A 13,366-nucleotide genomic window follows, 5' to 3' on the forward strand; every position below is an offset into this window, starting at 1 on the left:
GATCAGCCGACCGTGGGCACATAGCCGCCCACAACCTTGGGGATGATCAGGCTGACGTCGGGGATGAAGGAAATGAGCAGCAGAACGATGATCATGCACAGATAGAACGGCAGGGTCGCCTTGACCACGCGCTCCATGGGCACCTTGCCCACGGCGGAGCCGATGAACAGCACGGCGCCGACAGGGGGAGTCAGCAGGCCGATGCCGCAGTTCAGAACGACCATGATACCGAACTGGATGGGATCGATGCCGACAGAGGTAGCGATGGGCAGCAGGATGGGGGTGGCGATCAGGATGATGGGGGCCATATCCATGATGCAGCCCAGGATCAGCAGGATCACGTTCAGCAGCAGGATGATCAGGATGGGGTTGCTGGTCAGGTTGGTAATGGCGGTAGCGGCCATGTCGGGCACGTGCAGGGTGGTCAGGCAGTAGCCGAACACGCTGGAGGTGGCGATCAGGATCAGCACGATGGACAGGGTGTCCACGCAGGAGGTGAGCTCACGCCACACGCCCTTCCAGTCCAGGCCCTTGTAGATGAACACGGAAACGATCAGGGAGTAGATAACGGCGATAGCGGCGGACTCGGTAGCGGTGAAGACACCGGCCACGACGCCCACGACCACGATGACCACGGCGGCCAGAGCCCAGATGGAGGTGCCCAGCTGACGGATCAGGTTCATGAGGCTGAACTTATCGCCCTTGGGGTAGTTGCGCTTCACGGAAATGATGTAGGAGCCGACCATCAGGGACAGAGCCAGCAGAGCGCCGGGCAGGTAGCCGGCCAGGAACAGGCTGCCCACGGAGATGCCGCCGGCAGTGGTGGCGTAGATAACCATGTTGTGGCTGGGAGGAACCAGCAGGCCCTCGCAGGAGGAGGTGATGGTGACGGCGGTGGAGAAGTCATCATCGTAGCCCTCGCTGACCATCATGGGGATCAGGATGGAGCCCAGAGAAGCGGTATCGGCAGAAGCGGAACCGGAGATGCCGCCGAAGAAGTAGGAGGCCACCACGTTAACCATGGCCAGGCCGCCGCGCATCCAGCCCACGCAGGCGTTGGCCAGAGCGATCAGCTTATCGGAAATACCGCCGGTGCCCATCAGTACACCCATGGTGATGAAGAAAGGCACGGCCATCAGGCTGAAGGAGTTGATGCCTTTGACCATCTGCTGACAGACGGTGGACAGGCTCAGGCCCTGCACCAGCAGGCACAGCACAGAGGCCAAGCCAACGGCGTAGGCGATGGGGAAGCGCAGGAAAATCATGACAAAGAAGCTGACGAGCAGCACAATAATGGCAAGAGTCTGAGTATCCATTAAGAATTGACCTCCTTCACGTCCTTCACGAAGAAGGCCTTGATGTGGTTGTAAATGGCCTCGATCTCAAAGACGATCATGGCAACGCCGGCCAGAGGCACAGGGAAGTACATCCAGAACCGGGACAACCAGGGCATGGACACGTAGGTGCCGCGGGCGCCCAGAGTAGTGGCGTACTGCCAGCCAACCACCAGCATGATGACGCCCAGAATGCAAACGGCTATGTCGGACAGCACGTCCAGCACCTTGAGCAGCTTGGGGGGCAGCATACCATCGAAGGCGGTCATACGGATGTGCGCGCCGCGGCGGATGGCCAGAGCGGCGGAGAGCACAGCCATGTAGCTCATCAGGGTCAGAACGGATTCCTCCGTCCAGGAGGGGTCGGGAATGAAGGAAATGTAGCGGCCGCACACAGAATAAGAGGTGATCAGGATATCGGCCACCAGCATAACCTTACACAGGAACAGCACGACTTTGTATGTAATGTCGTAAACCGGCTTGATCCTGTCAAGAGTGACAAAAATCGCAGGCATGGGGTTTCTCCCTTCTCTCAACGAAATAAAGGGAGGGCACAGGGGACGACCCCCTGCGCCCTCCTCTTCAAAGCAGGTATAAAAAATGTAGCGGAGGATGGATTACTTCATATCAACGATCTGCTGATACACGTCTTCCATGCCCACGATGTTCTCGGCGACGACGTCAGCAGTGGCCTCCTGCCAGGGAGCCTTGTCGGTAACATCGATAACGGTAACACCCTTGGCCTTCAGCTCCTCCAGGACCTCGTTCTCCTGGGTCTCGGAGAGGTTGCGGTTGAACTCCTGAGCGTAGGCACCGGCCTCCATCAGGACGTTCTGCTGAGCCTCGGTCAGCTCGTTCCAAGCGTTGTCGGAGATGATAACTTCGATGGCGCCCATGGTGTGGCCGTCCAGGATCAGGTAGGGAGCGACCTCGTTGAAGGCGTTGGAAGCGTAGTTGGCGATGGGCTGCTCAGCGCCGTCCACAACGCCGGTCTGCAGGGCGGAGTACAGCTCATTGAAGGACACGACCGTGGGAGAAGCACCCAGGCCCTCAACCAGACCGTTCATGATGGGGTCGTTGGACACGCGCAGCTTCATGCCGGCCAGATCCTCAATACCCTCGATGGGATCCTTGGTGAAGAAGTGACGGAAGCCCTCTTCGCCGTAGAACAGGCCGCGGACGGGCAGGCCCACTTCCTGGGGCTCGTTCAGCATCTCGGTAGCCAGATCGCTGGTAGCGAAGTTCCAGTAGTGGTCGCGGGTCTCGAACACGAAGGGCAGGGTCAGCATGACGGACTTCTCAGCGCCGTAGCTGTTCAGAGCGAAAGCGGAGATACGGGAGATGTCGATGGTGTCGCCGCCGCCCAGCATGGTGTCCAGAACGTCGTTCTCGGAACCCAGAACGCCGCTGGCCTGGATGTCGATGGTGATGGAGCCACCGGACAGCTCCTCAACCTTCTCCTTGAAGGCGGTAGCGGTCTGGCCGGAGATGGTGTCGAGGGGGTTAACCTCGGCGTAGGTCAGGGTGACCTTGGGATCGTTGGCCACATCGCCAGCGGGAGCGGAGCTCTCGGTGGTGGCGGGAGTGGTGCTCTCGTCAGCGGGAGTGGTCTCCTCGGTGGCGGGGGAACCGCAGGCGGCCAGGGTCAGAGCCATGGTGCCAGCCAGCAGCGCAGCAAGCAGTTTCTTCTGTTTCATTTGACAGAATCCTCCTTTTGTGATAATTGGGCTGCATGCATATGCAGACCCGAACTGTAACACGTCCGTAATATATCATATTTCTGTCAGTCTGTCCACTAGTATACTAGTAAAAAAATGCACGCCCAATTTGGGCGATTCGCCAAAAAAGAAAATGAGACCTTGCGAAATCTAGCCTAGAATGTAAAATGTACAATGGTATAGTTGGAAGTATTGATACACAGACAGGAGGAAGCAAATTCTTGAACAACAGAGGATCCATTCTGATACCAGTTCATTTGGATGCCAAAACGTTTCGTGGATTCGCCTGGTTTGATACAATCGGACGGTCAAAACGTTGGCGTTCGCCGTTGATTTTTGCGGTAATATTCACGATTTTTGCATGCATTGCCCTTTCCATGCGGGGGCGGGCTGATGGAGCGACCCTGCTGGGTGTGGTGCTATTGGTAGTGGGATTGGGGATACCTGGAGGGTATTTTCTCAGTTTCTATCTCTCCGTTCGCGGACAGATCAAGCGCTTTGGACTGAAGGAGCCACGCTATGCCTACACCGTTACCCTGTCCGAGAGCGGGGTAAAGATTGCCACCGACAAGGAACAGGCGGACTATACCTGGGACAATGTTTATGCTGCCTACCGCAAAGCGGAGTGCATCTACCTTTATGTAGAGGAACGCAGAGCCTATCTGTTGCCGAAGGGCCAGGGAGAGGCCGACCAGGATGAGGTCTGGGCACTGCTGCTGGAGCGGCTGCCCGCTGGACGAGCCCATGGCCGGTGATAAAAGAACAGAAAAAAATCAAAAATTTCCTTCAAAACACTTGTTTTCTAGTATACAAGCGATATAATGGTAGAAGCGTGAGGATATACCCGTTATAATAGACTAAAACGTTTGCGCAAATGATGAGGAGGAATGTATTATGAACGAAATCCTTCAGCGAGTATACCAGATCGGTATCGTGCCTGTCATCGCCATTGACGATGCGGAAAAAGCTGTGCCTCTGGCCAAGGCTCTGGTGGCCGGCGGCCTGCCCGCTGCCGAGGTGACGTTCCGCACCGCCGCTGGTGAGGAGGCCATCCGCCGCATTGCCACCGAGGTGCCCGAGATGCTGGTGGGCGCCGGCACCGTGCTGACCAAGGAGCAGGCTGACCGCGCCATTGCCGCTGGCTCTCAGTTCATCGTCAGCCCCGGCTTTAACCCCGAGATCACCCGCTACGTGCTGGACAAGGGTGTGCCCATGATGCCCGGTACCGCTACCCCCGGCGAGATGGAGCAGGCCATGAGCATGGGCCTGGACGTGGTGAAGTTCTTCCCCGCCGAGCAGAACGGCGGCGTGGCCAAGCTGAAGGCTGTGGCCGGTCCCTATGCCAACCTGCGCTGGATGCCCACCGGCGGTGTGAACACCAAGAACATGATGGACTACCTGGGCTTTGACAAGATCATCGCCTGCGGCGGCACCTGGATGGTGAAGAAGGACCTCATCGAGGGTGAGAAGTGGGACGAGATCACCGCTATCTGCAAGGAGGCCGTGAAGACCATGCTGGGCTTCTCCCTGCATCATGTGGGCATCAACTGCGCCAATGAGGCTGAGTCTGAGAAGACCGCCAAGGCTGTGTGCGCCATCTTCGGCTTCGACTACAAGCCCGGCAACTCCTCCAACTTTGCCGGCGGCATCGTGGAGTGCACCAAGACGCCTTACATGGGCACCAACGGCCACATTGCCATCGGCACCCATAACGTGGACCGCGCCATCTACCACCTGGGCCTGCAGGGCGTGGAGTTTGATGAGTCCACCCGCAAGACCGATGCCAAGGGCAAGACCAAGGCTATCTATGTGAAGGGTGAGTTCGGCGGCTTCGCCATCCACCTGGTTCAGAAATAAGGAGGTAAATAAAAAATGAGCAAGCGTGTTGTTACTTTTGGTGAGCTGATGATCCGGCTCCAGCCCTACAACTATGAGCGTTTTGTCCAGGCTGATCACCTGGAGTTCACCTTCGGCGGCGGCGAGGCCAACGTGGCGGTCTCCCTGGCCAACTACGGCATGGATGCGGCTTTTGTGACCAAGCTGCCCGCCCACGCCATCGGCCAGTGTGCCGTCAACTCCCTGCGCCGCTATGGTGTGGATACCAGCAAGATCGTCCGCGGCGGCGACCGTGTGGGCATCTACTTCAACGAGAAGGGCGCCTCTCAGCGCGGCAGCGTGTGCATCTATGACCGTGCTCACTCCGCCATCCAGGAGGCCACCACCGCTGATTTCGACTGGGACGCCATCTTCGAGGGCGTGGACTGGTTCCACTTCACCGGCATCACCCCGGCCCTGGGCCCCAACGTGGTGGAGATCTGCAAGGAGGCCTGCAAGGCCGCTAAGGCTCACGGCGTGAAGATCTCCTGCGACCTGAACTACCGCGGCAAGCTGTGGACCCGCGAGCAGGCCCGCGCTGCCATGACCGAGCTGTGCCAGTACGTGGACGTGTGCATCTCCAACGAGGAGGACGCCAAGGACGTGTTCGGCATCGAGGCTGAGGCCACCGACATCTACGCCGGCAGCCTGAACCACGAGGGCTACAAGTCCGTGGCCAAGCAGCTGGCCGACAAGTTCGGCTTTGAGAAGGTGGCCATCACCCTGCGTGAGTCTCACTCCGCCTTCGACAACGGCTGGAGCGCCATGCTCTACGATGTGGCTTCCGACGAGTACTGCTTCTCCAAGAAGTATGACCTGCACATCATCGACCGCGTGGGCGGCGGCGACAGCTTCGGCGGCGGCCTGATCTACTCCCTGCTCAACGGCAAGTCCACTCAGGATGCTGTGGAGTTTGCTGTTGCAGCTTCCGCACTCAAGCACTCCATCGAGGGTGACTACAACATGGTCACCGTCTCCGAGGTGGAGAAGCTGGCCGGCGGCGACGGTTCCGGCCGTATCCAGCGGTAACACACGGACCGGGGACCGCACGGGTCCGATTTCCCTTTAAGGAGGTACGTGATGGAACACTCAAATCCTCTGCTGCGGGGCATTGGCCCGCAGAAGTTCATCACTGTAGGCGAGATCATGCTCCGCCTGACCCCGCCCAACTATGATAAGATCCGCATGGCCACCAGCTTCGAGGCCAGTTACGGCGGAAGCGAGGCCAACATTGCCCTGGCTCTGGCCAACCTGGGCATCGACAGCACCTTCTTCAGTGTGGTGCCCAACAACAGCCTGGGAAAAAGTGCAGTGCGCATGCTGCGCAGCAACGATGTGCACTGCACCCCCATGATCCTGAGTTCGCCTCAGGACACGCCGACCAACCGGCTGGGTACATACTATCTGGAGACCGGATACGGTATCCGCGCCAGCAAGGTCACCTATGACCGCAAGCACAGCGCCATCTCCGAGTACGACTTCAGCCGTGTGGACCTGGATGCGCTGCTGGAGGGCTTTGACTGGCTCCACCTCAGCGGCATCACGCCGGCGCTGTCCCCCAGCTGTGCCCAGCTGGTGCTGGACTGCCTGAAGACCGCACGGGCCAAGGGGATGACCATCAGCTTTGACGGCAACTTCCGCAGCGCCCTTTGGACGTGGGAGGAGGCCCGGGACTTCTGCACCCAGTGCCTGCCCTATGTGGACGTGCTGTTGGGCATCGAGCCCTATCACCTGTGGCGGGATGAAGACGACCACAGCAAGGGCGACTGGAAGGACGGCGTGCCCCTGCAGCCCAGCTATGAGGAGCAGGACATGATCTTCCGGGCCTTTGTGGAGCGCTATCCCAACCTCAAGTGCATTGCCCGGCATGTGCGCTATGTCCACAGCGGCAGCGAGAACAGCCTGATGGCCTTTATGTGGTACGACGGGCACACGTTTGAGAGCCGGATGTTCACCTTTACCATTCTGGACCGGGTGGGCGGCGGCGACGCCTTTGCCAGCGGCCTGATCTACGCCATGATGAACAACTACAAACCCATGGATATGATCAACTTTGCCGTAGCCAGCAGCGTCATCAAGCACACCATCCACGGAGATGGCAACATCACCGATGACGCTGAAAGCATTCGCAATCTCATGAACATGAATTACGATATTAAGCGGTGACGCAGCCAGGGGACCGGTATCTTACCGGTCCCCCGGACGCGCATCAACCCATTAAATGAAAAAGGAGGCAGGCAGAGGCTCCCGCCCGCCGGGGGAGCCCGCCGACATTGCGATGAAAGCATTTATGGACAAGGATTTCCTGCTGGAAACCGAGACGGCCAAGCACCTGTTCCATGACTACGCCGAGAATATGCCCCTGGTGGACTACCACTGCCACATTCCCCCCCAGGAGATCTATGAGAACCGCCGCTTTGACGATCTGGTCCAGGTTTGGCTGGGCGGCGAGAATCCCGACGGCAGCTTCTTCGGCGACCACTACAAGTGGCGCGTTATGCGTTCCAACGGCGTGTCCGAGGAGTACATCACCGGTCACAAGCCCGGCCTGGAGCGCCTGAAGAAGTTTGCCGGCGCCCTGGAGATGGCCATCGGCAACCCCATGTACCACTGGTGCAACCTGGAGCTGCGCAAGTTCTTCGGCTATGAGGGCTACCTGACCCCCGAGACGGCGGAAGAGATCTGGAACATGACCGGCGAGAAGCTGCGCAACGATCCCAAGCTGACCGTCCGCGGCCTCATTGAGCAGTCCAACGTGGCCTTCATCGGCACCACCGACGATCCCATCGACTCTCTGGAGTGGCATGCCAAGATCGCCGCCGATCCCACCATCACCTTCAAGGTCTGCCCCTCCTTCCGCCCTGACAAGGCCATCAACATCACCAAGGCCGGCTTTGTGGAGTACATGGGCAAGCTGGCTGCCAGCGTTGGCAAGAGCGAGCTGACCAGCGCCCAGGACGTGTGCGATGCGCTGGTGGAGCGCCTGGAGTTCTTCCACAAGATGGGCTGCCGCGCCAGCGACCACGGCCTGGACTACATCCCCTTCCGCACCTGCACCATGGACGAGGCCAACGCCGCCTTCCGCAAGGCCATGGCCGGCGAGACCCTCACCCTGGAAGAGGCCGAGGGCTATCAGACCACCATCCTGCTGTGCCTGGGCAAGGCCTATCACCGCATGGGCATCGTGATGCAGCTGCACTACTCCTGCCTGCGCAACGTCAATGAGCGCATGTTTGCCAAGATGGGCCCCGACACCGGCTTTGACATGATCGCCCAGAACACCTGCGGCGGCAGCATCGCCCAGCTCCTGTCCGCCCTGGACATGACCGGCGAGTGCCCCAAGACCATCCTCTACTCCCTCAACCCCGCCGACAATGAGCAGCTGGGCACCATGCTGGGCTGCTTCCAGTCCGACGAGATCCCCGGCAAGATCCAGCACGGTTCTGCCTGGTGGTTCAACGACACCAAGACCGGCATGGAGGAGCAGATGAAGTCCCTGGCCAACCTGGGCCTGCTGGGTAACTTCGTGGGCATGCTCACCGACTCCCGCTCCTTCCTGTCCTATGCCCGTCATGACTACTTCCGCCGCATCCTGTGCAACCTGATCGGTCACTGGGTGGAGAACGGCGAGTACCCCAACGACGAGGCTTCCCTGAAGAAGATCGTGGAGGGCATCTGCTACAACAACGCCGCCCGCTACTTCGACCTGTAAGAGGCGCCGGGGGACGTGAATCAGTTATCCGAGGAACAGCGCCAAAGTCAGCTGCTGCGCAACGTTCTGTTTGCCTTTTTCGTCAGCGGCGCGGCGTCCCAGCCGCTGGGCTCCTTCATTCCCTTCCTGCGGGAGACTTACGGCTTCAGCTATGACTTGTCCGGTGTGCTGCTGGCCTGCCAATCCACGGGCAACCTGGTGGCGGTGCTGCTGGCCGGGCTCCTGCCGGTCTATCTGGGCCGGCGCAGGAGCGTGCTGCTCACGGGCGTATGGATGGCGGTGGGCTACCTCATTTTTGCCAGCGGCCTGGGTACCCCGGCGCTGCTGGTGGCGGCCTGCCTCATGACCGGCCTCGCCCGGGGCGGCAACTCCAACTTTGCCAACACTATGATCTCCACCCTGCCCGGACCGGTGGCGACCCGGGGATACAATCTGCTCCACGGCAGCTTTGCCATGGGCGCGCTGCTCTCCCCGCTGGTGCTGGTCTTCTGCGCCGGGCGGTGGCCCGTCATGGGCTGGCGCATCGTGGCGGGACTTTTGTGCCTGCTGTGCCTGAGTCAGCTGGCGGTTTACGCCAAAATGCCTCTGCCGGCCGAGCCGGAGAAAAAGGGCCTGAAGGCGGTAGACTACAGCTTCCTGCGGGTCAAACAGTTCTGGCTGGGCGCGGCCATGCTCTTCTGCTACATCTCCACTGAGTATGCCATCGTGGGCTGGCTGGTGACCTACTTCCAGGACATCGGGGTGCTCAGCCCCGACCAGTCCCAGATGATGAACAGCCTGCTGTGGCTGGTCATCTTCATCGGACGCATGATCGGCGCGGCCATCACCAACAAGGTCTCCCGCAGCAAGCTGCTGCTGGTGGACGGAGTGGGGCTGTTTGCGTTCTTCCTGCTGATGTTCTTCAGCCGGAGTGTGGCCCCCATTGTCATCGGCCTGGTGGGTGTGGGCCTGTTTATGGCCACCATCTATCCCACCGCCTTTGCCTTCGGCAGCGACTGCATCAAGGGCAACGACCTGGGCTGCAGCATCATGATCTTTACCGGCAGTGCCGGCGGCATCATTACCCCCGCCATGGTTGGGTTCGTGGCCGAGCAGGCCGGCATTGAGGCCGGTATGAGCCTCATCGTGGCCTTTACCGGGCTTCTGCTGCTGTCCATTATCCTAAGTACCTTCAGCGTACGCAAATCGCATTCCTTAAGGAAAAAAGGAGAATGATCTATATGGAGAAGCTGTGTTACAAGACCCTGGCCGACCAGGGCTTTGACGGCTATCTGCTCAAGGATGCCCCCGAGCGGGTGCTCCAGTTTGGCGAGGGCAACTTCCTGCGTGCCTTCGTGGACTATTTCATCGATGTGATGAACGAGAAGGCCGGTTTTAACGGCAAGGTGGTCCTGACCCAGCCCATCGCCCCCGGTCTGGCTCCCATGATCAACGAGCAGGAGGGTCTGTACACCCTCTTCCTGCGCGGCCGTGAGAACGGCGAGAAGGTCAACCGTAAGCGGGTGATCTCCTGTGTGTCCCGCTGCCTGAATCCCTATGAGGACTATCAGGCCCTGCTGGACTGCGCCAAGAACCCCGACCTGCGCTTCCTGGTGTCCAACACCACCGAGGCCGGCATCGCCTTTGATCCCGCCTGCAAGGCCGACGACGCTCCGCCCGCCAGCTTCCCCGGCAAGCTCACCGCGTTCCTCTATGAGCGCTACAAGCTGGGCCTGCCCGGTTTCATCATCCTGTCCTGCGAGCTCATCGACCACAACGGCGACGAGCTGAAGAAGTGCGTGGGCCAGTACATCGACCTGTGGGGCCTGGAGGACGGCTTCCGCGCCTGGGTGGAGAAGGAGAACCTGTTCTGCTCCACGCTGGTGGACCGCATCGTCACCGGCTATCCCCGTGCCGAGGCCGCTGAGATCTGCGCCGAGCTGGGCTATGAGGACAACATCCTGGATACCGGCGAGGTCTTTGGCTTCTGGGTCATCGAGGGCCCCCAGTCCATCAAGGACGAGCTGCCCTTCGAGAAGGCCGGCCTGCCCATCATCGTGGTGGACGACCATACCCCCTACAAGCAGCGCAAGGTGCGTATCCTCAACGGCGCGCACACCTCCATGGTTCTGGGCGCCTACCTGGCCGGCCAGGACATCGTGCGCAACTGCATGGAGGATGAGGTCATCCATGGCTTCATGAACAAGGCCATCTATGACGAGATCATCCCCACCCTGGACCTGCCCCACGACGAGCTGACCGAGTTTGCCGCCGCCGTGACCGAGCGCTTCAACAACCCCTACATCGACCATGCCCTGCTGGCCATCTCCCTCAACTCCACCGCCAAGTGGAAGGCCCGGGTCATGCCCAGCGTGCTGGAGTATGTCAACCGCAAGGGCAGCCTGCCCAAGTGCCTCACCTTCTCCTTCGCCGCCTATGTGGCCTTCTATCACAACGGCACTGAGAAGGGCGAGAACTGCCTGGTGGGCAAGCGCGGGGACAACACCTACGAGATCAAGGACGACCAGTGGGTGCTGGACTTCTACTATGACCACAAGGATGACGACGCTGCGGCCATCGCCCACGCCGTGATCCACAACGACAAGATGTGGGGCGGCGCCCTGGCCGCTCTGGACGGTTTCGAGGCCGCCGTGGCCGCCGCTCTGGAGCGCATCCAGGCCGTGGGTATGTATGAGGCCATGAAGGAGTGTCTGGCATGAAGCTGATCCACATCCATCCCCTGGACAACGTGGCGGTGGCCCTGGAGACCATCCCCGCCGGGGAGTGCTTTACCCTGGACGGCTATACCGTGACCGCGCTGGAGGAGATCCAGCGCGGCCACAAGGTGGCCCTGACCGCCATTGCCGAGGGCGAGCCTGTCATCAAGTACGGCTGCGCCATCGGCCTGGCCAAGGCCCCCATCGCCCCCGGCGCTTGGGTCCATACCCACAATGTCCGCACCGGTCTTTCCGAGGATGCGGACTATACCTATTGCCACAAGAGCTATGATCTGCCCCAGACCGCGCCCCGTACCTTCCAGGGCTTCCGCCGGGCCGACGGCCGGGCCGCCATCCGCAACGAGCTGTGGATCATCCCCACGGTGGGCTGCGTCAACTCGGTGGCCCAGCGCCTGGTGCAGGAGAACCAGCACCTGGTCTCCGGCACGGTGGAGGGGCTGTATACCTTCCCCCATCCCTTCGGGTGCAGCCAGATGGGCGGTGACCACGCCCAGACCCGCAAACTGCTGGCCGCGCTGACCCGCCACCCCAACGCCGGCGGCGTACTGGTACTGAGCCTGGGCTGTGAGAACCTGACCCAGGAGCAGTTCAAGGCCGAGTTGGGTGAGTGGGACGAGCGCCGGGTCAAGTTCCTGGTGTGCCAGGACGTGGAGGACGAGGCGGCCGCCGGCGCCGCCCTGCTGAAGGAGCTGGCCGACTATGCCGGCAGCTTCCAGCGGGAGGAGATCCCCGCCAGCGAGCTGGTGGTGGGCATGAAGTGCGGCGGCTCCGACGGGCTGTCCGGCATCACGGCCAACCCCACGGTGGGCCGGTTCTCCGACCGGCTGATCGCCCTGGGCGGCTCCACCGTGCTCACCGAAGTACCCGAGATGTTCGGCGCCGAGTCCATCCTCTTCAGCCGCTGCGCCAATGAGGAGGTCTTTGACAAGGCGGTGCACATGGTGGAGAACTTCAAGCATTACTTCACCAGCCACGGCCAGGTGGTCTACGAAAACCCCAGCCCCGGAAACAAGGCCGGTGGCATCACCACGCTGGAGGACAAGTCCTGCGGCTGCGTCCAGAAGGGCGGCAGCGCTCAGGTGGCCGATGTGCTGGGCTACGGCGAGGCGGTCCACACCAAGGGCCTGAACCTGCTCAGCGGCCCGGGCAACGACCTGGTCAGCGCCACGGCCCTCACCGCCGCAGGCGCCCACATGATCCTCTTCACCACCGGCCGGGGCACCCCCTTCGGCGCGCCCGCGCCCACGGTGAAGATCTCCACCAACACCCCTCTTTATGAGAAGAAGGGCGGCTGGATCGACTTCAACGCCGGTACGGTGGCCCAGGGCGAGAGCCTGGACGATGCAGGTGAGCGCCTGCTGGACTTTGTGATGGAGATCGCCAGCGGCAAGCGGACCAAGACCGAGGAGCACGGCTACCGTGAAATTTCCATCTTCAAGGACGGCGTGGTCCTCTGACGCGGCCCGGAAAGGAGTCCCACATGGCAATGACCGAGAAGGGGCAGCGCTGGGTGCCCTACGAAGAAACGCTGGCCCAGCCCACAGATCCGGGCGTGGTACGCCGGATACTGGCATACAGCGAGGATCTGATGTGCGTGGAGAACCGGTTTGAGACGGGAGCGGAGGGGAAGCTGCACAGCCATCCCCATACCCAGATCACCTATGTGCTGGAGGGGGAGTTTGCCTTTACCATCGATGGGGAGACCCGGGTGGTACGCAAGGGCGATACCCTGCTCAAGGAAAACGGCGTGGTCCACGGCTGCGTCTGCCTGAAGCCGGGGGCTCTGCTGGACATCTTCACCCCCATGCGTAAGGACTTTGTATAAAACCAATTGCAAAGAAGGGAGCAACCCGCCATGGATATCCGTTATTCCGCCAACCAGCGGGACGTAAAGCGCTACACCACGGAGGAGCTGCGCCGGGAGTTTCTGATTGAGGACCTCTACCGGCCGGACGAGGTGGTGGCGGTGTACAGCCATGTGGACCGTATGGTCACCATGGGGTGCATGCC

General features: G+C 60.8%; 12 protein-coding genes and 1 pseudogene. 10 read left to right on the forward strand and 3 right to left on the reverse strand.

All coding sequences use genetic code 11. The features are described from left to right. Nucleotides 1-2: 2 nt before the first annotated feature. The 3 genes from WMO45_RS13090 to WMO45_RS13100 form a co-directional block, all read right to left on the reverse strand. Nucleotides 3-1,316 carry a TRAP transporter large permease gene (locus WMO45_RS13090; RefSeq protein ID WP_349141318.1) on the reverse strand — a complete coding sequence of 438 codons (1,314 nt, stop codon included), beginning with the start codon at nt 1,314-1,316 and terminating at the stop codon, nt 3-5. Continuing rightward, nucleotides 1,316-1,849: a TRAP transporter small permease gene (locus tag WMO45_RS13095; RefSeq protein ID WP_349141319.1), complete on the reverse strand. Its 534-nt coding sequence runs from the start codon at nt 1,847-1,849 to the stop codon at nt 1,316-1,318. The genes WMO45_RS13090 and WMO45_RS13095 overlap by 1 nt, the downstream gene beginning before the upstream one ends. Before the next feature lie 102 nt (nt 1,850-1,951). Then, nucleotides 1,952-3,031: a TRAP transporter substrate-binding protein gene (locus WMO45_RS13100; protein WP_349141320.1), complete on the reverse strand. Its 1,080-nt coding sequence runs from the start codon at nt 3,029-3,031 to the stop codon at nt 1,952-1,954. A gap of 242 nt (nt 3,032-3,273) precedes the next feature. On the opposite strand from WMO45_RS13100, the gene WMO45_RS13105 reads away from it, so the two are divergent. The 10 genes and pseudogenes from WMO45_RS13105 to WMO45_RS13150 all read left to right on the forward strand — a co-directional run. After that, on the forward strand, nt 3,274-3,807 hold the full coding sequence (locus WMO45_RS13105) for a YcxB family protein (RefSeq protein ID WP_349141321.1): 534 nt from the start codon (nt 3,274-3,276) through the stop codon (nt 3,805-3,807). Nucleotides 3,808-3,946: 139 nt separating this feature from the next. After that, on the forward strand, nt 3,947-4,909 hold the full coding sequence (locus WMO45_RS13110; RefSeq protein WP_349141323.1) for a bifunctional 4-hydroxy-2-oxoglutarate aldolase/2-dehydro-3-deoxy-phosphogluconate aldolase: 963 nt from the start codon (nt 3,947-3,949) through the stop codon (nt 4,907-4,909). A gap of 15 nt (nt 4,910-4,924) precedes the next feature. Then, the gene (locus WMO45_RS13115) at nt 4,925-5,956 is read left to right on the forward strand and encodes a PfkB family carbohydrate kinase (RefSeq protein ID WP_349141325.1); all 1,032 of its coding nucleotides are present in this window, start codon (nt 4,925-4,927) and stop codon (nt 5,954-5,956) included. A 51-nt stretch (nt 5,957-6,007) separates the two neighbouring features. Continuing rightward, nucleotides 6,008-7,093: a sugar kinase gene (locus tag WMO45_RS13120; RefSeq protein WP_349141327.1), complete on the forward strand. Its 1,086-nt coding sequence runs from the start codon at nt 6,008-6,010 to the stop codon at nt 7,091-7,093. A 112-nt stretch (nt 7,094-7,205) separates the two neighbouring features. Then, nucleotides 7,206-8,639, forward strand: a complete 1,434-nt coding sequence (uxaC, locus tag WMO45_RS13125) for a glucuronate isomerase (RefSeq protein ID WP_349141328.1) — start codon at nt 7,206-7,208, stop codon at nt 8,637-8,639. A 15-nt stretch (nt 8,640-8,654) separates the two neighbouring features. Next, nucleotides 8,655-9,854, forward strand: coding sequence for an MFS transporter (locus WMO45_RS13130; RefSeq protein WP_349141329.1), 1,200 nt, complete (start codon nt 8,655-8,657; stop codon nt 9,852-9,854). Nucleotides 9,855-9,859: 5 nt separating this feature from the next. Further along, complete coding sequence (locus WMO45_RS13135; protein WP_349141331.1) at nt 9,860-11,338, forward strand: tagaturonate reductase; 1,479 nt, start codon at nt 9,860-9,862, stop codon at nt 11,336-11,338. Then, nucleotides 11,335-12,813 (forward strand): UxaA family hydrolase, encoded by a 1,479-nt coding sequence (locus WMO45_RS13140; protein WP_349141333.1) that lies wholly within the window; start codon nt 11,335-11,337, stop codon nt 12,811-12,813. Before WMO45_RS13135 ends, WMO45_RS13140 begins: the two co-directional genes overlap by 4 nt. A 23-nt stretch (nt 12,814-12,836) precedes the next feature. Beyond that, nucleotides 12,837-13,181, forward strand: coding sequence for a cupin domain-containing protein (locus tag WMO45_RS13145; protein ID WP_435387693.1), 345 nt, complete (start codon nt 12,837-12,839; stop codon nt 13,179-13,181). A gap of 30 nt (nt 13,182-13,211) precedes the next feature. Beyond that, nucleotides 13,212-13,366, forward strand: a pseudogene (locus tag WMO45_RS13150) (5-dehydro-4-deoxy-D-glucuronate isomerase); the annotation flags it as partial.

It is taken from the genome of Flavonifractor hominis, from assembly GCF_040095835.1.
GTDB classification, from domain to species: Bacteria; Bacillota; Clostridia; order Oscillospirales; family Oscillospiraceae; genus Flavonifractor; species Flavonifractor hominis.

What these genes read in the sequence shown, in the direction of transcription:
- WMO45_RS13090 (WP_349141318.1), bottom strand. Translation starts at nt 1,316, where the DNA reads ATGGATACTCAGACTCTTGCCATTATTGTGCTGCTCGTCAGCTTCTTT.
- WMO45_RS13095 (WP_349141319.1), bottom strand. Translation starts at nt 1,849, where the DNA reads ATGCCTGCGATTTTTGTCACTCTTGACAGGATCAAGCCGGTTTACGAC.
- WMO45_RS13100 (WP_349141320.1), bottom strand. Translation starts at nt 3,031, where the DNA reads ATGAAACAGAAGAAACTGCTTGCTGCGCTGCTGGCTGGCACCATGGCT.
- WMO45_RS13110 (WP_349141323.1), top strand. Translation starts at nt 3,947, where the DNA reads ATGAACGAAATCCTTCAGCGAGTATACCAGATCGGTATCGTGCCTGTC.
- WMO45_RS13115 (WP_349141325.1), top strand. Translation starts at nt 4,925, where the DNA reads ATGAGCAAGCGTGTTGTTACTTTTGGTGAGCTGATGATCCGGCTCCAG.
- WMO45_RS13120 (WP_349141327.1), top strand. Translation starts at nt 6,008, where the DNA reads ATGGAACACTCAAATCCTCTGCTGCGGGGCATTGGCCCGCAGAAGTTC.
- uxaC (WP_349141328.1), top strand. Translation starts at nt 7,206, where the DNA reads ATGAAAGCATTTATGGACAAGGATTTCCTGCTGGAAACCGAGACGGCC.
- WMO45_RS13135 (WP_349141331.1), top strand. Translation starts at nt 9,860, where the DNA reads ATGGAGAAGCTGTGTTACAAGACCCTGGCCGACCAGGGCTTTGACGGC.
- WMO45_RS13140 (WP_349141333.1), top strand. Translation starts at nt 11,335, where the DNA reads ATGAAGCTGATCCACATCCATCCCCTGGACAACGTGGCGGTGGCCCTG.
- WMO45_RS13145 (WP_435387693.1), top strand. Translation starts at nt 12,837, where the DNA reads ATGGCAATGACCGAGAAGGGGCAGCGCTGGGTGCCCTACGAAGAAACG.